The sequence below is a fragment of the Accumulibacter sp. genome (assembly GCF_023806565.1).
GTDB lineage: Bacteria > Pseudomonadota > Gammaproteobacteria > Burkholderiales > Rhodocyclaceae > Accumulibacter.
The window spans coordinates 37,729-59,509 of record NZ_JAMTDV010000102.1 but is presented as its reverse complement, the minus strand read 5'-3'; the positions used below and the strand labels follow the sequence as shown (position 1 = coordinate 59,509).

Sequence of the window (21,781 nt, the reverse complement as noted above, 5' to 3'; positions counted from 1 at the left end):
CTCGCACCCTAAGCCGTAAAGAAGCCGCTGCCGGCGCGCTGCACATCAACGGGCACAAGGCACTTCTTGTGTTCGATGTGGTACGCGAACTCGTCGCGGAAATGCTTGATGAAGCTCTGCACCGGCATCGATGCCGCGTCGCCAAGCGCGCAGATGGTGCGACCCATGATATTGGTGGTCACGCTCGCGAGCAGATCGAGATCGTCGGCCCGCCCCTGGCCATTCTCGATGCGATGCAGCACCTTGTACAGCCAACTGGTTCCTTCGCGGCAAGGTGTGCACTGACCACACGATTCTTCGTAGTAGAAATAGGAGAGACGTTCAAGCGCCCTGACCATGCAAGTGGTTTCGTCCATGACGATGACCGCGCCCGAGCCGAGCATCGAGCCGGCCTTGCTGATCGAATCGTAGTCCATGGTGCAGTCCATCATCGTCGCCGCAGGAACCACCGGCGCCGACGAGCCGCCCGGGATGCAGCCCTTCAGCTTGCGGCCGCCACGCATGCCGCCAGCCATTTCGAGCAGGGTCGCGAACGGCGTGCCAAGGGGTACTTCGTAGTTGCCGGGGCGATTGACATGCCCCGAAACCGAGAACAGCTTGGTACCGCCGTTGTTGGGCTTGCCGGCCTCGAGATAGGCTTCGCCTCCGATGTTGATGATGTAGGGGATCGAGGCGAAGGTTTCGGTGTTGTTGATCGTCGTCGGTTTGCCGTATAAACCGAAAGACGCCGGGAAAGGTGGTTTGAAACGCGGTTGCCCCTTTTTGCCCTCGATCGACTCGAGCAGAGCAGTTTCTTCGCCACAGATATAGGCGCCATAGCCGTGATGCGCGAAGAGGTCGAAGCTGAACCCGGAACCGAGCAGCTCCGCGCCCAGAAAGCCAGCGGCGCGCGCTTCGTCGAGAGCCTCCTCGAAGCGCTCGTAGATCTCCCACACTTCGCCGTGAATATAGTTGTAACCGCGCGCAGCGCCCATCGCATAGGCGGCGATGGTCATCCCCTCGATCACCGAGTGCGGGTTGTAACGCAGGATGTCGCGGTCCTTGAAAGTCCCAGGTTCGCCTTCGTCCGAATTGCAGACCACGTACTTGTCACCCGGGAAGGAGCGCGGCATGAAACTCCACTTGAGGCCGGTAGGAAATCCGGCACCGCCGCGACCGCGCAAGACCGATTTCTTGACCTCGTTGATCACGTCGCCCTGCGGAATCTTGCCTTCGAGAATGCGCCGCAACGCCCGGTAACCGCCACGCTTGACGTAATCCGCCAGACGCCAGGCATTATCGCCATCCAGACCGACGCTGAGCATCGGGTTGATCGCACCGAGAATCGCCATTACTTGAGCTCCGCCAGCAGTTTGTCGATTTGCTCGGGATTCATCCAGCTGCACATGCGCCGGTTGTTGACGATCATCACCGGCGCGTCGCCGCAGGCGCCCATGCACTCGCCTTCCTTTAGCGTGATCAGACCGTCCGGAGTCGTTTCGTTGTAACCGATACCCAGCTTCTTCTTCAGATATTCACCAGCGTCGACCCCGCCAGTGAGCATGCACGGCAGGTTGGTACATACCGACACCTTGTACTTGCCGACCGGCTTGAGGTCGTACATGTTGTAGAAGGTGGCCACCTCGTAGGCAGCGATCGGCGCCATGCCGAGGTAATTGGCGACGAACTCGATGGCCTCGCTCGACAGCCAGCCCTGCTCTTCCTGTGCTATGGCGAGAGCTGCCATGACCGCCGACTGTTTCTGATCGGCCGGGTACTTGGCAATTTCACGATCGATTCTCTTGAGGGATTCTGAAGTCAGCATCAGCGGTCAATCTCGCCAAAAACAACGTCCTGCGAACCAATGATCGTCACCACGTCGGCGAGCATGTGGCCACGCACCATCTCGTCCATCGCCGAAAGGTGCACATAACCGGGGGGGCGGATCTTCAAACGATACGGTTTGTTGGCGCCATCGGAAATCACGTAGATGCCGAACTCTCCCTTCGGATGCTCGACCGCCGAATAGACTTCGCCCTCCGGGACATGCAGGCCTTCGGTGCAAAGCTTGAAGTGGTGAATGAGTTCTTCCATGTTGGACTTCATGGCTGCACGATCGGGCGGCGCCACCTTGTGGTTGTCGGACATCACCGGACCCGGATTCTGCCGCAACCAGTCGATGCACTGCTTGATGATGCGATTGGACTGTCGCATCTCTTCCATGCGGACCAGATAGCGGTCATACGAGTCACCGGTAACTCCCACCGGAATGTCGAAGTCCAGCCGATCGTACACTTCGTACGGCTGTTTCTTGCGCAGATCCCAGGCGATACCGGAGCCGCGCAACATCGGCCCGGTAAAGCCCCGCTGCAGCGCGCGCTCGGGCGAGACGATGCCAACATTGACCAAACGCTGTTTCCAGATGCGATTGTCGGTCAGCAGGGTTTCGTACTCGTCCAGCAGCTTCGGAAAACGACCGACGAAATCGTCGAGGAAGTCGAGCAGCGAACCGCTGCGCACGTCGTTGAACGGCTTGATCTGCGCGGCGGTCTTCCACTTCGACTCCTGATATTGCGCCATGCGATCGGGCAGATCACGGTAAACGCCACCCGGCCGATAGTAGGCTGCATGCATGCGCGCTCCCGACACCGCCTCGTAGGCATCGATCAGGTCCTCACGCTCGCGGAAGGCGTAGAGCACCATGGTCATTGCGCCCACGTCCAGACCGTGGCAGCCAACCCAGAGCAGGTGATTGAGGACACGCGTGATTTCGTCGAACATTACGCGGATGTACTGCGCCCGGAGCGGCACCTCGATCTGCAGCAGCTTTTCGATCGCCATGCAGTAGGCGTGCTCGTTGCACATCATCGACATGTAGTCGAGGCGATCCATGTACGGCACGGACTGGATCCAGGTCTTGTTCTCGGCGAGCTTTTCGGTCGCGCGGTGCAGCAGGCCGATATGCGGGTCGGCCCGCATCACGACCTCGCCGTCCAGTTCGAGCACCATTCGCAGAACGCCGTGCGCAGCCGGGTGCTGCGGCCCGAAGTTCAGGGTAAAGTTGCGCAATTCAGGCATTGTCGACGTTCCCGTAAGTCGCTTCGCGAACGATCCGTGGCGTGATCTCGCGCGGCTCGATCGTCACCGGCTGATAGATTACTCGCTGCTGCTCCGGGTCGTAGCGCATCTCGACGTAACCCGAGACCGGGAAATCCTTGCGGAACGGATGCCCGACAAAGCCGTAGTCGGTGAGAATACGGCGCAGGTCGCTGTGTCCCGGAAAAACGATTCCGAACAGGTCGAAAGCCTCGCGCTCGAACCAGTTGACGCTGTTCCACACGGAAGTGACCGACGGCACCGAAGGAAAATCGTCATCCGGTGCGAAGCAGCGAACGCGCAAGCGCCAATTCCGGGTGATCGACAAGAGGTGGCTGACTGCCGCAAAGCGCCTGCCTTTGCACGCCACATTGCCATACGTCGAATAGTCGACGCCGCACAGGTCGATCAATTCTTCGAAAGCCAACTCCGGCTCGTCGCGAAGGTTCTGCATCACCGCCAGGTAGTCGGCGGCATCGACCTCGATGGTCACTTCACCGAGCGCCACCTTCAGGGACTTGACTCGATCACCGAGATGTTTCTGCAAGTTCTGGCAAAGCGCTTCCAGCGTGGCGGACATGACTCACTCTCGGGTTGGTTGTGTTCAGCGGGCGATGGTATTGGTCCGGCGAATCTTGTTCTGCAACTGGATCAGGCCGTAGATCAGCGCTTCCGCAGTCGGCGGACAGCCGGGAACGTAGATATCCACGGGAACGATCCGGTCGCAACCGCGCACCACCGAGTAGGCGTAATGATAGTAACCGCCGCCGTTGGCACAGGATCCCATGGAAACCACCCAGCGCGGCTCGGCCATCTGGTCGTAAACCTTGCGCATTGCCGGCGCCATCTTGTTGGTCAGCGTCCCGGCGACGACCATGACATCGGACTGGCGCGGACTGGGGCGAAAGACGATGCCAAAGCGATCGAGATCGTAGCGCGAACAGCCCGCATGGATCATTTCGATGGCGCAACAGGCAAGCCCGAAGCTCATCGGCCACAGCGAGCCGGTACGCACGTAGTTGATCAGCTTGTCCGCCGTGGTGGTGACGAAGCCTTCCTGAAGAATGCCTTCAATGCCCATCACTCACTCCCAGTCCAGAGCGCCCTTGGCCCAGGCATAGAGGTAGCCGACGACCAGGATGGCGATGAAAACCAGCATCTCGAGGAAACCGAACCACCTGACCGACTCGGTGTGCACGATCTCCCGGAAGATCGTCGCCCAGGGCAGCAGGAACGCCACTTCCAGGTCGAAGAGGATGAAGATGATGGCGATCAGGTAATAGCGCACATCGAACTTCATGCGCGCATCTTCGAAAGCCTCGAAGCCGCATTCGTAAGGAGAGAGTTTTTCGCTGTCGGGGCGATGCGGTCCGACCACCATGCCAGCAATCACCGGCGCGAAACCAAATGCGATGCCAATCAGGATGAAGACAAAGACCGGGAAATAGCTTTCCAGCATGATCCGCCCCACAAGCACTTCAACTCAGACTGCAGCCACCCGCCCCGCATGGCTCCTCCTGGTGCCGACGATGAGACTCGAACTCATACGACCGAAGTCACTACCCCCTCAAGATAGCGTGTATACCAATTTCACCACGTCGGCATTACCACGGACAACGGTCGAGCTCGTCGAGGGATCCTGCTTCGCTCGCTGCTGCCTTGCAACCGAATTACTTGGGAATATCTTTCGCCTTCGAATCTGGATTCGCCGGGCTTGTCCCCTGCTCGGCGCCACCGGCCGGTGCTGCCGGAACAGGCGCGGAGTTTACCGCATCCTGCATCACACTGCCAGTCGTTTTTGGCTTGCTCGAGGCAAGATAGGCGAGAGACAGGCTGGTCACGAAAAACACCATCGCCAGTACCGCAGTGGTGCGGCTGAGAAAATTGGCGGACCCGGTAGCACCGAACAGGCTGCCCGAAGCACCGCTGCCAAACGCAGCGCCCATGTCGGCGCCCTTCCCATGCTGCATCAGGACCAGCCCGATCACGCCGATCGCGGCGAGTATGTGCACCACCAGTACCACGGAAAACAGATAATCCATATTACCTCTTGATCGACCTGGCGCATGCGCGTCGCCAACCGGACGACGCAGAAAAAACTTGCAGAGTATAGCCAGATTGCGCGTTTCCGGTCAATTTTCGTGCGACGACTGTCTGCCACACCGGCCCTTTGTCCCAGACGAAACTGCTTCCACCCACTGTCGCCAGAACTGGAATACGGCGCACGCCCTGTTCCGGCTGGGCACCATGGGCGACTGCCAAAGTTCCGGGAACGGGCGCCGACCATGCTGCCTCCGGTCAGACGCTCAGCGCCAGATTTCCATGTTGGTTGGAAGCCGTTAACATTCCCTGCGGAACAGGCCGTCGCGATCGCTATCGAAGTGGTAAAGCTTGGCGACCTTGATGCGTCGAGCCAGGAAACTGCAGCCAACAAGTGCCAGCAGTATGCCGGTCTGCGGACCGGCCCAGTACACCCATTTACCGTGCCATTGGCCCGAGATGAGCGCCGGGCCGAGGCTGCGCGCCGGGTTCGTGCTGGTGCCCGATACTGCCGCCTTCAGATACACCATGATCACGTTAAGCGGGCGGAAAAGAGCGCGCGTGAACGGACGAATTCGCCTGAACGCCAAGAAAGCGGTCAGTAGCGTGACCATGGTGATGGTGTTTGCCACCTCGCCGAGCAAGGCGGCCTGGGTAAAGTAGCCCTGACCCGGCGACGTCGCACCGTAGGACACGCTTTGCCCCAATGAACCCCACGCCAGAAGCGGCAGAGATCCAAGGATTCCGCCCGCCAGTTGGGCCAGCACTTAGCCGAGCGCCACTGGGAAATCAAGCTTCTGCATGAGAAGGAAGCCCAGCGTGACGGCCAGGTTGATGTGCGCGCCGCTTATCTTGCCGACCGGAGACAGCGCAATCAGAGCCCCCGTCGAGCCGAAGAGAAACCCTGCGATGAGGTGGCGAGCATCGAGGCTGGGAGTCGCGCTCGGCACGGGACTGCCCGACCCGAACATCACGATGACGATCGAAAGGCCAACGAGCACGAACAGGGCGGTTCCGGCGAACTCGGACTACAACGGCCGCCAGGGAACGCGTTTCGAGCCCTTCGGTTTTGTCGCGAGAGTGCGCGGCGTCCTGCCTCCGCCGCGAATCCATTGCACAGGTGCCAAGCTGCCGCTATCCGAAGCGATGCTGAAGACCAGCCGGAGCGATCGGAGTGGATTCACCGGTGGCTGGGCTAAACCGGTAGTCGTAGATTCCTTCGCTTCCGTTGCCGGTATAGGTCCCAACATAGCCAAGATAGCCAGACGCTGCAGCGGTCGTGACGATCAGGGCGAGCAGCAGCGGGACCATCAAGCCGAAAACGCCAAGGCAGACCAGATGCCCGACTGGGCTCATCATGCGCACGGCGATGTGGTTGCCAATTCCCACCCGACAGTCATTGGGCGATCATACCTCTGAGAACTGGATGATGACTTTGATTTCCTCCGTCTTCCTCGCCAGAGCCTGGGCGAAGTTCTCCGGGCGCTCGCGCCGGGTAATGAGGCGAGTCAACCAGGAACGATCCGCGCGCGCCAGCGCTTCGGCGCCCTTGAACCAGTGCAGTTTGTTGGCGTTCACGCTGCCAAACACAACGTTGTTCTTTAGCGCCGCCCCGGAGGCCACGTCCGCCGCGGCTAGCTTGGGAACGTTGCCGCCATGCCCCACGCCCGCAAGGCAAAGGACGCCGCTCGCCGCCAGCGCAAGAATGGAATCGGCAATTCCTGGATGACCACAGGCACTGGGCGAAGCGGGAGTCAGATGACTTTTCATGGGTTCACGGGACCCAATCCGAGATTGACACCGCTTCACGGGGACTCATACACTTCCGATGGCGCCGTTGGATTTCCTAACCTTCTATCCTTGGCAACGCTTTCCACACTTCCGCCAGCCCGCTGAGCGATCGCCTCCTTGCGCACACCTAGAGATCGGCTTGCCGAGCGGCTCGGACAACTGCGGCAACGGCTGGTCAACCGCAGTTCGATCGAAATCAGCGAGAAGGCCGGGGTCCGTTATCTGCATTTCTCGTCAGCCTGGGTGCAGGGAGCGATGCGCATTCAATACCCGAATGCGCTGGAACTCGCCTACACGCGCGAAATGATGACCGGCTTGCTGCTGCGTGATCCGCCGTGGCCACGCCAGGCGCTGCTGATCGGCCTCGGCGCCGGGTCACTGGCAAAGTTCATCTACCACCAGTTGCCGAAAACCAGGATCACGGTCGTCGAAATCGACCCGCAGATCGAGCTTGTCGCACGGCTGCACTTCCAACTGCCCGACGACCCTTCGCGACTGCGTGTGATCATCGCCGACGGCGCCGACTACATGCTCGCCGGCGACAGCCACCACGACTACCTGCTGATCGACGGCTTCGACCGCAACGCCCGCGCCGGCGTCCTCGATACCCTCCCCTTCTACCAGGCCTGTCGCGCCCGCCTCGGTGAGCACGGGTTGCTGGCGGTGAACCTGCTCGGTCGCGAGCGCGGTTTTCAGGCCAGCGTCGATCGCATCAACCAGGCCTTCGATGGCCGAACGCTGGTCTTTCCCTCCGGCGACGGCGGCAATACCATTGCCCTCGCTGCCGCCGGCGATTGCGTCGATGCCGGCTACGACGAACTGCTCGACCGCGCCAGCCAGTGCCGCCAGGAAACCGGGCTCAACCTCCTGCCAACCGTCGCCCGCCTGCAGCAGCAATGTCAGCTCGGCAGCCATCGTCTCCGCCTCTAGTGTGGGGCGATTCCTCGCCGACCACAGCGCCGGGTACGGGCGAGGGAAATCGGGAAGGCGCCCGCATCGCCGGAGGGTATTATACTTGCGGCCTCGCGACGCCTCCCACAGCCTGCTCGGTAATTCAGCGATCCACTAATGACTCCAGTCGAATCCGCATCCCCTCCCCTCGACTCGCTGCTCGCCGCAATGGCACCACCGACGCTGCCCGCCGCATGGGTCGCGCCGCTCGAACAGCAGTTGACTCGCGACGAGAAGGTGCTGGCGGCGCTGGAGATCGACCTGGATGCAGGACTGCGCTTCAGCAGCGGCATCGTGGTGGTGACCAGCGACCGCCTGCTGGTGATGTCGGCCGACGACCAGCAGTGGCGAAGCTGGACGTACCGGCCCGGACTTTCCCTTTCGCGGCGTGATCATTCGGGGGTCGGCAGCCTCGAACTGTGCGACCGCGAATCACGCCTGGGCCACTGGCGCTACACGCTGGGCGCCGACGTCGCCGCCGGTCGCCTGGTCGACCATTTCGCCCGTCAACTGGCTTTCCGGGTCACCGGCGAAATGCCGCCGGCGTCGCCACAGGCGCTTTGCCCGAAGTGCGAGACCCCACTGCTTGCCGGACAGGAAGAATGCCCGGCGTGCAGCAAGGAAATCCACGAGCCACCCTCGACCTGGACGCTGCTGCGCCTGGCGCGTTTCGCCAGACCGTACCGAGGACGACTGCTGGTCGCCTTCGTCCTTTCGCTGCTGACCACCGCGGCCACACTGGTGGCACCGTACCTGACGATGCCGCTGATGGACAAGGTGCTGATTCCCTACCAGAACGGCCAGCCGATCGACGCCGGACTGGTCGCTCTCTACCTTTCGGGTCTGCTCGGATCGTCGCTCTTCGCCTGGGTGCTCGGCTGGGGACGCACCTACATTCTGGCGCTGGTATCGGAGCGGATCGGCGCCGACCTGCGCACCGCCACCTACGAGCACCTGCTCAAGCTTTCGCAGGAATACTTCGGCGGCAAGCGGACCGGCGACCTGATGGCGCGCATCGGTTCCGAAACCGACCGCATCAACATCTTCATTTCGCTCCACCTGCTGGACTTCGCCACGGACGTGCTGATGATCCTGATGACCACGGTGATCCTGGTGTCGATCGACCCCTGGCTGGCGGCGGTGACCCTGCTGCCACTGCCGATCATCGGCTGGCTGATCCACGTCGTGCGCGAGAAGCTGCGCACCGGTTTCGAGCGGGTCGATCGCATCTGGGCCGAAGTGACCAACGTGCTCGCCGACACGATTCCCGGCATCCGCGTGGTCAAGGCCTTTGCTCAGGAAAGCCGAGAGGCGGCGCGCTTTCGCGCGGCCAATGCGCACAATCTGGACGTAAACGACCGGGTCAACAAGGTCTGGTCGCTGTTTTCCCCGACCGTGACGCTCCTCACCGAAATTGGTCTGCTGATCGTCTGGGCTTTCGGCATCTGGCAGATCGCCCAGGATCGGATCACGGTCGGCGTCCTCACCGCTTTTCTCGCCTACATCAGCCGTTTCTACCTGCGCCTCGACTCGATGAGCCGCATCGTTTCGGTCACCCAAAAGGCGGCGGCAGGTGCCAAGCGCATTTTCGACATTCTCGACCACGTTTCCAGCGTTCCCGAGCCGACGAACCCGGTGCACCTGGCCAAGGTCGCCGGCCGCATCGAACTGCGCGATGTCGGCTTTCGCTACGGCACACGCAGCGTCACTCGCGACATCGACCTGGTCATCGAACCCGGCGAGATGATCGGCCTGGTCGGCCACAGCGGCTCCGGCAAGAGCACGCTGGTCAACCTGATCTGCCGATTCTACGATGTCAGCGAAGGCGCCATCCTGATCGACGGCGTCGACATCCGCTCGCTGCCGGTTGCCGAGTACCGCAAGCACATCGGCCTGGTCCTGCAGGAACCCTTCCTGTTCTTTGGCACAATCGCCGAGAACATCGCCTACGGCAAGCCCGAGGCGACCCGGGCCGAGATCGTCGCTGCCGCTCGCGCCGCGCATGCGCACGAGTTCATCCTGCGCCTGCCGCACGGCTACGATTCCCTGGTCGGCGAGCGGGGGCAGGCGCTGTCGGGCGGAGAAAGGCAGCGCATATCGATTGCCCGCGCCCTGCTGATCGACCCGCGCATTCTGATCCTCGACGAAGCCACGTCGTCGGTGGACACGACCACCGAAAAGGAAATCCAGAAAGCTCTCGACAACCTGGTACGCGGACGCACGACGATCGCCATCGCGCACCGCCTGTCCACGCTGCGCGACGCCAATCGCCTGGTCGTTCTCGATCGGGGCAGCGTCGTCGAAGTCGGCAGCCACGACGAGCTGATGGCGCAGGAAGGGCACTACTACCGCCTCTATCAGGCGCAGGCGCGCAACGTCGACACCGAAGACGAGCTCCGCCGGATGGACATCGACCGCATAGACGAGGGAGACCGTGAATGAACGTCAGCCCGACGGAGTACCCGCTGCAGTTGCGTCGAAATGCCTTTGGCCGGCTCGAACTCGTCGGCCCGGACGGCGAGATTCATGGCGGAGTGGTGCCGGTACGCGCCTTCCCGATCACCGCGGCCGATGACGGCATCGCTCTGGTCGATCCCTACGGCAACGAGCTCGCCTGGATCGAGCGACTGGCCGACCTGCCCGAAGCAACGTGCGGACTGCTCGCGGACGAACTCGCGCAGCGCGAGTTCATGCCGGTAATCACCCGCATCATCGGCGTCGCGAGTTTTGCGACGCCGAGCACCTGGCAGGTGGAAACCGATCGTGGCCCGACCAGCTTCGTCCTCAAGGGCGAAGAGGACATCCGCCGTCTGACGCCACCGGCGTTGCTGATCGCCGACAGCCACGGCATTCACTTCCTGATTCGCGACCGTAACGCACTCGATCAGCAAAGCCGCCGGATTCTGGACCGCTTCCTGTGAGCGCGGCTGAGCCAATTGCGGCGACCAACGGTCAGCCGATTGACGTATGCCACGTTATTTCGACGACAAGCCGGGCCTGCTCCGTTGTCCCAAGGTCCGCTGCCTGCCCCGCGCCTATACGCGCCAACCTTCCTGTGCCTGGACCGACGACATGAAAAGCAAAGACATCAAGTTCATCGAGATTCGCTACCTGCGCGGTCCGAACATCTGGACCTACCGTCCGGCCATCGAAGCGGTAGTCGATATCGGTGAACTCGAGGACTTTCCGTCGAACACCATTCCGGGATTTTACGAACGCCTGAGCGCCTTGCTGCCGTCGCTGATCGAGCATCGCTGCAGTTACGGCGAGCGCGGCGGCTTTCTGCGCCGCGTCCAGGAAGGCACCTGGCCGGCGCACATCCTCGAACATGTCACGCTCGAACTGCAGAACCTCGCCGGCATGCCCGGCGGATTCGGCAAGGCACGCGAAACCTCGACGCGCGGCGTATACAAAGTCGTGGTGCGCGCCTGGCATGAGGACGTCACCCGCGCCTGCCTTTACGCCGGACGCGACCTGCTGCTCGCTGCGATCAGGGACACGCCTTTCGACGTCGCCGGCACGGTGGCGCATCTCGCCGACATGGCCGAGCGCAAGCTGCTCGGCCCGAGCACCGGATGCATCGTCGAGGCTGCGACCGCCAAGGAGCGCCGCATCCCCGCGATTCGCCTGCTGGCCACCGGCAACCTCGTTCAGCTCGGTTATGGTGCACGTAGCCGGCGCATCTGGACCGCCGAAACCGACCGCACCAGCGCGATCGCCGAAGGCATTTCGCGTGACAAGGATCTCACCAAGACGCTGATCAGTTCGTGTGGCGTCCCGGTTCCGGAAGGACGCCTGGTCGATAGCGTCGAAGATGCCTGTGAAGCAGCCGACGAAATCGGTTTCCCGGTGGTGGTCAAACCATCCGACGGCAATCACGCACGCGGCGTGTTCACCAATCTGGTGAGCAGAGCAGAGGTCGAGTCGGCCTACGCCGCGGCAGTCGAGGAAGGTAGCGGCGTCATCGTCGAACGCTACGTACGTGGCTCGGAACACCGTCTTCTGATCGTCGGTGGCAAGCTCGCCGCGGCGGCGCGCGGTGAGGTGGCCAGGATCATCGGCGACGGCCAGTCGACGGTCAACCAATTGATCGACATCCAGATCAACTCCGACCCCCGCCGCGGTGCGGCGGAGGAATTCGTGCTCGACGTCATCGACCTCGCCGACAACCCGGTCGCCCGACTCGAAGTAACTCGCCAGGGCTTCACTCCGGAGTCGATCCCGCCAGCAGGTCGCGAGGTGCTGATCGTGCGCAGCGGCAACCATACCGACGACGTCACCGACCTGGTTCACCCCGAGACGGCGGCGACCGCCTCGCTTGCCGCACGCATCGTCGGTCTCGACATCGCCGGCGTCGACCTGGTCTGTGAGGACATTTCGCGCCCACTCGACGAGCAGCGCGGAGCGATCGTCGAAGTCAATGCCGGCCCCGGCCTGCTGATGCATCTCAAGCCACAGTTCGGCAAACCTCGCCCGGTCGGGCAAGCCATCGTCGACGAGTTGTTCCCCAATGGCGACGATGGCCGCATTCCGGTGGTCGGCGTCAGCGGCAGCCTCGGCAAGACCACCGTCGCCCGCCTGATCACGCGCCTGCTTGCCCTTTCCGGCAAGCACACGGGGCTCGCCTGCAGCAGCGGCCTGTTCGTTGATCGACGCTGCATCGACGCGGGCGACAGCGCCAACTGGGGAGCCGCGCACCGCATCCTGATGAACCGCGCGGTCGAGGCTGCCGTCTTCGAGAACGGCAGCGACACCATCCTCAGTGAAGGCCTCGCCTACGACCGCTGTCAGGTCGGGGTGATCACCAACTTCGATGCCGCCCGGCATTTCGGCCGCTACGACGTAAGCACTGCCGAGCAGGTGTTCACCATCCTGCGCACGCAAGTCGATCTGGTGCTGCCGACGGGCGCCGCCGTGCTCAATGCAAGCCAGCCGATGCTGGTCGAAATGGCACCACTTTGTGACGGCGAAGTCATCTTCTTTGCCGCAGACCCGACGCTGCCGGCGATCGTCGAACACCGGGCGCAAGGCAAGCGGGCGGTATATGCGCGCAATGGGCGTGTGATTCTCGCTAGCGGCGACCAGGAAAGGGAGATCGTCGGCCTGCACGGCGTTCCCCTGACGAGCGACGGCGAGGCCGAATTCCAGGTAGAAAACGTCCTCGCCGCGAGCGCCGCCGCCTGGGCGCTGGGAATCGGGCCGGAGATCATTCGCACCGGACTGGAAACCTTCCCCGTCGCCTGATTCACCGCGCTCGGCAGGCGCCAGGCCATCCGCTCTCCGGAACCAATCAGAAGAGGAACCCTTTCATGCAAGTCTCGCGTATCCGCGCCCTGCGCGGCCCGAATCTCTGGAGCAGACACACGGCGCTCGAAGCGATCGTCTATTGCGCCGAAGACGAGCGCAGCATCGACCAGATGCCGGAATTCGAAAACCGTCTCCGCGAACGCTTCCCGGAGCTCGCCATGCTCGGACCGGCCGGACATGAGGAAGCGATAGCAATGGCGCAGGCGCTCGAATTCGCAACCCTCGGCCTGCAGGCGCAGGCGGGCTGCCCGGTCACCTTCAGCCGCACGTCACAGACGCTGGAAAATGGCGTCTATCAGGTGGTGGTCGAGTACAGCGAAGAGGCAGTTGGCCGCCTGGCGCTGGAACTGGCGCAGGAACTCTGTCAGGCAGCCGTCGAGGACGCGCCGTTCGACCTTGCCGGAGCGCTCGATCGCCTGCGCGAGCTCGACGAAGACAGGCGCCTCGGCCCGAGTACCGGCGCCATCGTCTACGCCGCCGTCGCACGCAACATTCCTTACCGGCGGCTGACCGAGGGCAGCATGGTACAGTTTGGCTGGGGCAGCAGGCAGCGGCGCATCCAGGCGGCAGAGACCGATTCGACCAGCGCCGTCGCCGAGTCGATTGCCCAGGACAAAGAACTCAGCAAGATCCTCCTGCACGCCGCCGGCGTACCGGTTCCCACCGGTCGACCGGTCCTCAGTGCCGAGGACGCATGGGCGGCGGCGTGCGAAATCGGGGGCCCGGTCGTCGTCAAGCCGCAGGACGGCAACCAGGGCAAAGGCGTCGCCGTCAATCTGAACACGCGCGAGCAGATCGAAGCCGCTTACGCGATCGCCCATGAGGTCAGCGACGAAGTCCTCGTCGAACGCTACCTTCCTGGTCACGACTACCGGCTGCTGATCGTCGGCGACAAACTGGTCGCCGCCGCGCGCCGCGATCCGCCACTGGTCATCGGTGATGGCAGCCACACCATCCGCCAACTCGTGGACCGCGTAAACAGCGACCCGCGCCGCGGTGAAGGCCACGCTACATCGCTGACCAAGATTCGCCTCGACGACGTGGCGCTCGCCCGCCTGACGGCTGCCGGACTGACCCCGGAATCGGTGCCGGCGCGCGGCCGACGCGTCGTCCTGCGCAACAACGCGAATCTCTCCACCGGCGGCACGGCAACCGACGTCACCGACGACGTCCATCCCGAATTTGCGGCGCAGGCGGTCGCCGCGGCGCAGACCGTCGGCCTCGACATCGCCGGGGTCGATGTCGTCTGCGACAGTGTGCTGCGTCCGCTCGAGGCGCAGGGCGGTGGCATCGTCGAAATCAATGCCGCACCGGGCTTACGGATGCATCTGCAGCCCTCGTTCGGCAAGGGGCAGCCGGTCGGCGAAGCGATCATCGCCAACATGTTCGCGCCGGGCGACGACGCGCGCATTCCTCTGGTCGCGGTGGCAGGGACGAATGGCAAGACGACCACCGTCCGCCTGATCGCCCACATTCTTGGCGAGAACGGCCTGCGGGTGGGCATGACCACCACCGACGGCGTCTATGTCGGCGTCAGGCGGATCGATACCGGCGACTGCAGTGGCCCGAAGAGCGCCAGGAACGTCCTCCTCCACCCCGACGTCGATGCAGCCGTGCTCGAGACGGCGCGCGGCGGAGTACTGCGCGAAGGACTGGGTTTCGACCGTTGCGACGTCGCGGTGGTCACCAACATCGGTCTCGGTGATCACCTCGGGCTTTCCTACATCAGCACGGTCGAGGACTTGTCGGTCGTCAAGCGCGTGATCGTGCAGAACGTGCGACCGGGAAGCGGCGTCGCCGTGCTCAACGCCGCCGATCCGATGGTCGCGCGAATGGCCGATTCCTGCCCGGGCAGCGTCACTTTCTTCACCTCCGATCGCAACCATCCGGTAATGGCAATGCACCGGGCGCAACGAAAGCGGGTGGTCTATCGCGACGGTGATTCGATCGTCGCCTCCGGGGGAGGCGTGGAACACCGCATCGCGCTGGCAGGAATCCCGGTCACCCAGCAGGGCGCCATTGGCTTCCAGATAGAAAACGCCATGGCGGCAACCGCGGCGGCGTGGGCTCTGGGCCTCGACTGGCCGACGATAGAGCGTGGTCTCGGCAGCTTCGTAAACGACGCGCGTACTGCGCCTGGACGCTTCAACGTGTTCCACTATCGTGGTGCGACGCTGATTGCCGACTATGGCCACAACCCCGATGCCATTCAGGCGCTGGTGGATGCGATCGACAACCTGCCCCTGGCGGCGGGCGGCAAACGCTCGGTGGTGATCAGCGGTGCGGGCGACCGGCGAGACGAAGACATCCGCCAGCAGACCGAAATTCTCGGTGACGCTTTCGATCGGGTACTGCTCTATCAGGATCAGTGCCAACGCGGCCGTGCCGACGGTGAAGTGCTCGCCCTGCTGCGCGAGGGCCTGAGAAACGCCAGACGGACATCGGAAGTCGAGGAGATCCGCGGCGAGTTTCTCGCCATCGACATGGCGCTGGCAAAGCTGCAATCCGGCGATCTCTGCCTGATCCTGATCGATCAGATCGAGGAAGCGCTCGAACACATCCACCAGCGCCTGGCCGAAGGCTGACGGAGGAGCCGCTAGCTGGCAGCCGACTGGTTGTCGTAAGTCCAGGAGAACTGGCCGCTTGCTCCGCTGAAGAGCCGCCTCCTGGCGGCGTCGGTCCGACGCAGGCGAATTCTCAATTCCTTGCTCGGCAGATCGCCAAGCGGTGTATCGGATAGACGAAGCGACAGGGTATCGACCCGCGTTTCCCCTTCGACCCGGTCGATCGTGCAGGAGAGACCGCTGCAGCACCGTCTTCTGGCTGCCAGGAGTTCCTCGACCTGCGCGTCCAGTGCCGCCAGTTGTTCGTCATGCTCGCGGATCGTATCGGTCAGTTGCGACAAGGTCCGCAAGGCCGGAGCGACCAACGCCGAGAGACGGCGCCAGCCGAGTTGCTGCTCCGGGCTCAGCGTGACTTCGTGACGGCGCAGCTTGCCGCCCAGCGACAGGTAGCTCGCGACGTCTTTCTCGCCCTGCAGCGCGCCCATCCGGGCACGCTGATCGGCAAGCGCCTTGCGCAGTGCCACGCGTTTCTTTTCGAGCGCGGCGAGTTGCAGCGCATGGCCCGAGAGATCCGGCAGCAGAAGCAGCAGCACGCTCTCTACCTCCCAGCGCGAACGGCTCACCCGGACGCGGATGCTCCTGCCGGCGAGCGCGCAGGCTTCCGAGAGATCCAGACTCAGCTCGTCGGCTACGATGTCGCAATTCGTCGCCTGCCCGACAACGACCCGACGACCAACGATCACACAGTTGTCCGCCCGCTTTACCGTGATGCATCCTTGCTGCGCGACCAGTGTCGATGCCGAAGCCCGCCCGTCGACCACGATGTCGCCATCCTCGTTGCTGGCGCTGCCGCCAACGAGGTTGTGCCGCAGGTGGACGACTCCGCCGCCGGAAACGATCTTGCCAAAGACATCCGCGTACGCAGTGATACTGCGACACTGCACTATGCGATGTTCCTGAATCTCGCCGTGCTGCTCATAGACGTCACCGGTGAGCGTGAGGTCACCGGTCGTGCGGGCACTTACCCCCTCATGGCTGACGATCTTGTCGACCACCGAAAACTGGTTGCTGCGCCGGTCGATATTGAGGAATCCGTAGACCGACGAGAGCAGGTAATCGCCACCCTGTTCCCGGCTGACCCGGGTTCCCGGACCGGCCAGCGTCTCCAGGTCGAAATCTTTGGGCAGAGGTGCGGGCAGAATCTCACCGCTGAGGTCGCGCCCATCCACACCGAGCGTGCGCGGCGTCTTCCTCACCAGGCGGAGGCCGGCGGTGACCTGCGGATAACGTGTCTCGAACTGGCGCAGATCGAAGCGGCCACCGACCAGTTGGCGCGGCGCATTGTTCCGATGCAGTCCAGGCGCCTGCTCGATGATTTCGGCGTCCTTGCCGGGAAGATACGGCCGCCGGCGCGCGACCACGCGCCGTTCCGGCCTGTCGACTTCGATCGCTTCGCCCAGAGCGGCAAGATCGATACCGAAACGGACCCCCTTGTTCCAGGCGTTGATGATGAATTCGTCGATATCTAGGTAGATTCGGATCTCCAACGGGCGGCGCGCTCTGCCCGGGGACGCCTGATGACCGTCCTCGCCGTCCTTGATCCATGCTTGGTCGTCGCCCCCTTCGGTGCCATAGAGCGGCTCGAAGAGATAGCTTGCCTCGCCGTTGTCGATCGAGAAATCCTGATAGAGAGCCTGGCGCTCTGGCCGAAAAGCAGTGATATCGGCTGCCAGGAACACCTCGTCGCCGGCTCCGGGGCTGCGACTGGCCGGCTCGTCGTAGAGCAGGGAAGAGAACTGCAGATAGTCGAGTTCCCGGAAGTAGAGGCCGGAAGCGGCCACGCGATTGACGAATTCCGGGAAATCATTCTCGGATCCGATTTGCGGGATTCTTACGTAGAGCCCTTTGTCGTGCTGTACGATGAATCCCGACAGGGCGATCTGTCCCTCCTCGAGATCGGCGAGATTGCCGATGGCGCTTTTTGGATACTGTGGCATGACGGCAGTCTATCCTGGGCAGTTGGGCAGCGCAGATCTCCAGAGAACGGAACGCGTCGGGTCAACGACCGATCATCATGTTCTCCCCCCTCGCTGCGCAGCGTACCAGAAACGGCGGCCGGCAACACGTGCAGGGGGCGCTGCGCAAGGAGCAGCCGGGCATTCCGGGACAGCGTCGCGACACCATTCCGCAGGAGGAAACCGCCATTTCTGGCGTAAACTGTCCGCCCCTGATCCCCCACCCCGCGGAAAGCCACGCCATGCCTCGCCCGACGCTCAAGTTGCCCAAGAAACCTGCCGCCACTGGGCGAGACCCGCGGGCCGCGGTGCGCAAGCCGATTCGTGGCGGCGCACCGAACGCCAGGCAGGCCGGACGCGGGCGTACGGTCGTGCCAGCAGAGCCGTCCGCTGCGCCGATGCCGGAGACGATCGACGCTCCGCGCTGCGACGACGATTCACGAACCGCCGGCCGCCGTGAAAAATCGGCTGCGCGTCCAGCGCCCTCGCGCAGCAAGGCGAATGGCGACCTGCCGGCAGAGGCTGCGCCGGACGCAAGCGGCGCACATGCCCGCACAGGAACCTCCTGCGAACCGGCCTGCCCCGAGCCATCGGTCAAGCCGGCAAAGTTGCACCCTCCGCGCGGCGTTGCCCGCAGCACCGGCGCACGCGCCTCGCTGCCGGCGCCGCGCACGCAAACCTCGCCGCTTGCGGCGCGTGCGCGAGGTGATCTGGCGACGGAAACACCGTCAGCAGAGCAAGTGGCCGCCAGCACACCGGGCAATGCAGTTGCCGTCACGCGCGGACTGGCGAAGGAATCACCACGGTTGGCGAAGCTGGTAAGCGAATTGGCAGCGTGTTCACGACGCCAGGCCGACGAGTGGATCGAGAACGGCTGGGTCAGCGTCGACGGAGAGGTGGTCGCACGGCTTGGCGCCAGGGTAAACCCGCAAGCCACGATCCGCATCAAGGATGCAGCGATCCGCCACCACAGCGAAAGCGTCACCGTCCTCTACAACAAACCCCACGCTGCCGGCCCGGTGCCGCAGGAGGACGATCGTAGCGGCGTCGCCCAGTTGATCCGGCCCGACAATCATTGGACGGAAGACAGTAGTGGGCGGCGCTTCCAGTCGTCGCATCTCCGCCGTCTGGCGCCTGCCGGCAGGCTCGACGCCGACGAGGCTGGCATGCTCGTGTTCACCCACGAAGGCAGCGTGGCCCGCCGCGTAACTGGCGGCGACGCGAAACTTGAGAAGGAATACCACGTGCGTATCGAGGGCAAGCTGCCGGCAGACGCGCTGGAACGACTCCGGTACGGCCTCTCACTGGACGGAGTCAAGCTGCGGCCAGCGCAGGTTTCCTGGCTCGGCACGCAGCTCCTGCGCTTCGTCCTGCATGAAAGCCGCAAACAACAGATTCAGCGGATGTGCGAACTGGTCGGCACAAAGGCGGCGACGATCAAACGCGTGCGCATTGGCAGTGTTTCTCTTGGCCAGCTGCCTTCCGGTCAATGGCGCTACCTGCGGCCCGACGAGCGCTTCTGATGTCGGCGACCGACGGCCCGGAACAGGTACTTGCACGGCAGCGGCGCCACGGCTACCATCGTTGGCACGACCCACTCGGAGGATCGCCCCGCCCGGTACGTTCCTTCGGCGCCCCCATGAGACAGGCTCGATGCTCGACAAGCCAACCCCGGACGGTCTGGCAGGCTGGGTGACTTTCCTCAGCGGCTGCGAAATGCCGATCCTGCGCCAGACGGCACGCCGTCTCGAGCAGGCGCGCCGGAATGCGGACCGGATCAGCGGCCGTGACATCACCGACATCGTCCTCCAGGATCCGTTGATGGCCCTGCGTCTGCTGACGCATACCGTCGGCAGCAGCCGCCTGCGGAGCGACATCACCAACATCGCCAGCGCGGTGATGATGCTCGGCGTCGACCCGTTTTTTCGGAGGTTCGACCAGCCGCTCACCCTGGAGAGCCTGCTCGCCGAGCAACCACAAGCCCTGCTCGGCGTGCTGCAGGTGATCCTGCGCGCGCAACGCGCCTCGCGCTACGCGCACGACTGGGCATTCGCTCGTCACGACATGAACATCGAGGAAGTTGCGCTGGCGGCACTGTTGCACGACATCGCCGAGATTCTGCTGTGGTGTTTTGCCCCACAGTTGGCCACCGCGATCCGCGCGCGCCTGCAGGCCGACCGGACACTGCGCAGCGCCAGCGCGCAGCAGGCGGCACTTGGCTTCCCGCTGATCGAGCTGCAGTTGGTGCTGTGCCGCAGCTGGCATCTGCCCGAACTGCTGATCGCCATGATGGACGACAACAACGCCCAACTGGCCAGGGTGCGGAACGTCAAGCTGGCAGTCTGCCTCGCCCGTCACTCGATCGACGGCTGGACCGATCCGGCCCTGTCAGACGATTTCTCGGCGATCGAGAAACTGTTGCACATCGATCGGCAAACGTTGCTCGACCGCCTGCAGATCCCTCCAGAATTTCTGTCGTGCGTGAGCGGCGCGGACTCGTCGCGACCGGCTGGCGATGCCCCGGACCAGCTGGCAAACCGGGCCGTCGGTTCCTGAGCCTCTTCCTGGCTGTTCATCGACCAGCAGCAGATGCGCTGCTGCGCTATAGTGCCGGATCGGTTCACCCGGCGCCATGCCCGCCATGCCACGATTCCCGGTCTTTACGGTCGTCTTCATCGAGGGCTTCTGCTCGCTCGGCGCCGAGATCATCGCCCTGCGCCAGTTGGTCCCGCACATGGGCAGCTCGATCGTCGTCACCGCCCCTACCATCGGCTTCTTTCTGCTGGCGCTGGCACTCGGTTACCACGCCGGCGCGCGCGTCGCCGAGGATTTTCGCGAAGTCGTCGCCAGGAATTTCCTGATCGCCGCGCTGCTGACCGGAACCGGGCTGTCGGGGGTAAGCGTCGACCTCCTGTTTGACAAGCTGAATCCGCCGGAAATCGCCTATCTCGGGTTCATCATCGGCGTGCTCGGCCCGATCGCTTGGCTGCTCGGCCAAACCGTCCCGATCCTCAGCAACCTGCTGCAGCACGAACGCGTCGGAGAGGCCAGCGGCCGGGCACTCTACTACTCGACACTCGGCTCGTTCCTCGGCTCGCTCTCCTTGTCGCTCCTTGTCATGCAGTGGCTTGGGGTGGCGGCTGCAGTGGCGCTCTGCGGAATCTGCCTGGCGATCGGCTACATGCTGCTGCGCGGGCGCGGCTGGATGACGACAGCAGGTGGCCTGAGCGTCATGCTGCTCACCGTCGGCGTCAACTCCTGGCTGCGCCCGGAGATCGAAACCGCGTACGCCAGTTATCTGGTGGTGCCGGCCAACTACGAAGGCGCAGCCAACGGGCGAGCTCTGAAGAACAACAGCTCGTATGCCTCGCTGATCGACGAATCCGAACCGCCGCGCTACGCGCGCTACATTCGCCACATCCGCAGTCTGCTGCTCGATGAAATGGGCTTCCGCGACCGCCGGATTCTGGTCCTGGGCGCCGGCGGGTTCACTCTGTCGCACCGCGAGCCGAGCAACCACTACACTTATGTCGATATCGACCCGGCGGTGCGGGACATCGCCGAAAAGCACTTTCTGCACGCAGCGGCGCGCGGCGACTTCATCGCCGATGACGCCCGCAGCTTTCTGATCCGAACCTCGCAGCGCTTTGCGGCAGTGCTGGTGGACGTCTACAGTGCGCATTCGTCGATTCCGGGGCATCTGGTCACCCGCGAATTCTGGCAGGCAACGCGGCGCGTGCTCGATCCCGACGGTTTGCTCATCGCCAATCTGATCCTCGACAGTGCGCTCGCCACCCCTTACTCGCGCAACCTGCTGGCCACGATCGAAAGCGTCTACGGTCGCTGCGCCGTCGAAGTGCTGCAGAAAAAGCAGGTGCTGGCCAACGTCGTGGTCACCTGCCGCAACGGCGAGCCACCCGAGCCGCCCCGCCTGTTCATCGACGAACGCAATACGGCGGACTTCGATCTGGCGCGTTCACGCTGATCCGCTGACCCAAGCTGAGTGCTCCGGCACGACGCGGGCGGTCTCTGGGAGAC

At 63.5% G+C, this 21,781-nt stretch carries 18 protein-coding genes, 1 tRNA gene and 1 pseudogene; 8 read left to right on the top strand and 12 right to left on the bottom strand.

From position 1 onward, the window contains the following. Window positions 1-8 precede the first annotated feature (8 nt). From nuoF to NFV80_RS11615, 11 genes and pseudogenes are all read right to left on the bottom strand, one after another. On the bottom strand, window positions 9-1,304 hold the full coding sequence (gene nuoF / locus NFV80_RS11665; RefSeq protein WP_295331464.1) for an NADH-quinone oxidoreductase subunit NuoF: 1,296 nt from the start codon (window positions 1,302-1,304) through the stop codon (window positions 9-11). Between the two features lie 26 nt (window positions 1,305-1,330). Further along, window positions 1,331-1,804 (bottom strand): NADH-quinone oxidoreductase subunit NuoE, encoded by a 474-nt coding sequence (gene nuoE, locus NFV80_RS11660; protein ID WP_295331456.1) that lies wholly within the window; start codon window positions 1,802-1,804, stop codon window positions 1,331-1,333. Continuing rightward, window positions 1,804-3,057 carry an NADH-quinone oxidoreductase subunit D gene (locus NFV80_RS11655; protein WP_295331455.1) on the bottom strand — a complete coding sequence of 418 codons (1,254 nt, stop codon included), beginning with the start codon at window positions 3,055-3,057 and terminating at the stop codon, window positions 1,804-1,806. Before NFV80_RS11655 ends, nuoE begins: the two co-directional genes overlap by 1 nt. Continuing rightward, window positions 3,050-3,655 carry an NADH-quinone oxidoreductase subunit C gene (locus NFV80_RS11650; RefSeq protein WP_295331454.1) on the bottom strand — a complete coding sequence of 202 codons (606 nt, stop codon included), beginning with the start codon at window positions 3,653-3,655 and terminating at the stop codon, window positions 3,050-3,052. The genes NFV80_RS11655 and NFV80_RS11650 overlap by 8 nt, the downstream gene beginning before the upstream one ends. A 24-nt stretch (window positions 3,656-3,679) precedes the next feature. After that, window positions 3,680-4,156, bottom strand: coding sequence for an NADH-quinone oxidoreductase subunit B (locus NFV80_RS11645; protein WP_296758747.1), 477 nt, complete (start codon window positions 4,154-4,156; stop codon window positions 3,680-3,682). Between the two features lie 3 nt (window positions 4,157-4,159). Next, complete coding sequence (gene ndhC, locus NFV80_RS11640) at window positions 4,160-4,534, bottom strand: NADH-quinone oxidoreductase subunit A (RefSeq protein ID WP_296758745.1); 375 nt, start codon at window positions 4,532-4,534, stop codon at window positions 4,160-4,162. A 59-nt stretch (window positions 4,535-4,593) separates the two neighbouring features. Continuing rightward, window positions 4,594-4,678 (bottom strand) — tRNA-Leu (locus NFV80_RS11635). Window positions 4,679-4,745: 67 nt separating this feature from the next. Further along, window positions 4,746-5,117 (bottom strand): preprotein translocase subunit SecG, encoded by a 372-nt coding sequence (gene secG, locus NFV80_RS11630; RefSeq protein ID WP_296758743.1) that lies wholly within the window; start codon window positions 5,115-5,117, stop codon window positions 4,746-4,748. 297 nt (window positions 5,118-5,414) lie between these two features. Then, window positions 5,415-6,131: pseudogene (locus NFV80_RS11625) on the bottom strand (aquaporin); the annotation flags it as partial. A 118-nt stretch (window positions 6,132-6,249) separates the two neighbouring features. After that, window positions 6,250-6,474: a hypothetical protein gene (locus tag NFV80_RS11620; RefSeq protein ID WP_296758741.1), complete on the bottom strand. Its 225-nt coding sequence runs from the start codon at window positions 6,472-6,474 to the stop codon at window positions 6,250-6,252. A gap of 48 nt (window positions 6,475-6,522) precedes the next feature. After that, window positions 6,523-6,885 (bottom strand): hypothetical protein, encoded by a 363-nt coding sequence (locus NFV80_RS11615; RefSeq protein WP_295324178.1) that lies wholly within the window; start codon window positions 6,883-6,885, stop codon window positions 6,523-6,525. A gap of 192 nt (window positions 6,886-7,077) precedes the next feature. Between NFV80_RS11615 and NFV80_RS11610 the strand changes: the two genes are divergently transcribed. The 5 genes from NFV80_RS11610 (at window position 7,078) to cphA (NFV80_RS11590) (ending at window position 15,749) form a co-directional block, all read left to right on the top strand. Continuing rightward, a complete protein-coding gene (locus tag NFV80_RS11610; protein ID WP_295324272.1) occupies window positions 7,078-7,836 on the top strand; it encodes a spermidine synthase in 759 nt (252 codons plus the stop codon). Between the two features lie 189 nt (window positions 7,837-8,025). Further along, window positions 8,026-10,299, top strand: coding sequence for an ABC transporter ATP-binding protein (locus tag NFV80_RS11605; protein ID WP_295324275.1), 2,274 nt, complete (start codon window positions 8,026-8,028; stop codon window positions 10,297-10,299). Then, window positions 10,296-10,778 (top strand): DUF1854 domain-containing protein, encoded by a 483-nt coding sequence (locus tag NFV80_RS11600; RefSeq protein WP_295324181.1) that lies wholly within the window; start codon window positions 10,296-10,298, stop codon window positions 10,776-10,778. The genes NFV80_RS11605 and NFV80_RS11600 overlap by 4 nt, the downstream gene beginning before the upstream one ends. Before the next feature lie 151 nt (window positions 10,779-10,929). Further along, window positions 10,930-13,101 carry a cyanophycin synthetase gene (cphA, locus tag NFV80_RS11595; protein ID WP_295324183.1) on the top strand — a complete coding sequence of 724 codons (2,172 nt, stop codon included), beginning with the start codon at window positions 10,930-10,932 and terminating at the stop codon, window positions 13,099-13,101. A gap of 65 nt (window positions 13,102-13,166) precedes the next feature. Next, entirely contained in the window at window positions 13,167-15,749 is a 2,583-nt protein-coding gene (cphA, locus tag NFV80_RS11590) for a cyanophycin synthetase (RefSeq protein ID WP_295324185.1), read from the top strand. 11 nt (window positions 15,750-15,760) lie between these two features. Here cphA (NFV80_RS11590) and NFV80_RS11585 read toward each other — a convergent pair whose 3' ends face one another. Next, window positions 15,761-17,725 carry a flagellar assembly protein A gene (locus NFV80_RS11585; protein WP_295324187.1) on the bottom strand — a complete coding sequence of 655 codons (1,965 nt, stop codon included), beginning with the start codon at window positions 17,723-17,725 and terminating at the stop codon, window positions 15,761-15,763. Between the two features lie 77 nt (window positions 17,726-17,802). Between NFV80_RS11585 and NFV80_RS11580 the strand changes: the two genes are divergently transcribed. From NFV80_RS11580 to NFV80_RS11570, 3 genes are all read left to right on the top strand, one after another. Next, the gene (locus NFV80_RS11580; protein ID WP_295324189.1) at window positions 17,803-19,266 is read left to right on the top strand and encodes a pseudouridine synthase; all 1,464 of its coding nucleotides are present in this window, start codon (window positions 17,803-17,805) and stop codon (window positions 19,264-19,266) included. 130 nt (window positions 19,267-19,396) lie between these two features. Beyond that, complete coding sequence (locus tag NFV80_RS11575; protein WP_295324191.1) at window positions 19,397-20,299, top strand: HDOD domain-containing protein; 903 nt, start codon at window positions 19,397-19,399, stop codon at window positions 20,297-20,299. An 85-nt stretch (window positions 20,300-20,384) separates the two neighbouring features. Then, window positions 20,385-21,728 (top strand): fused MFS/spermidine synthase, encoded by a 1,344-nt coding sequence (locus tag NFV80_RS11570; RefSeq protein WP_295324193.1) that lies wholly within the window; start codon window positions 20,385-20,387, stop codon window positions 21,726-21,728. Window positions 21,729-21,781: the final 53 nt, after the last annotated feature.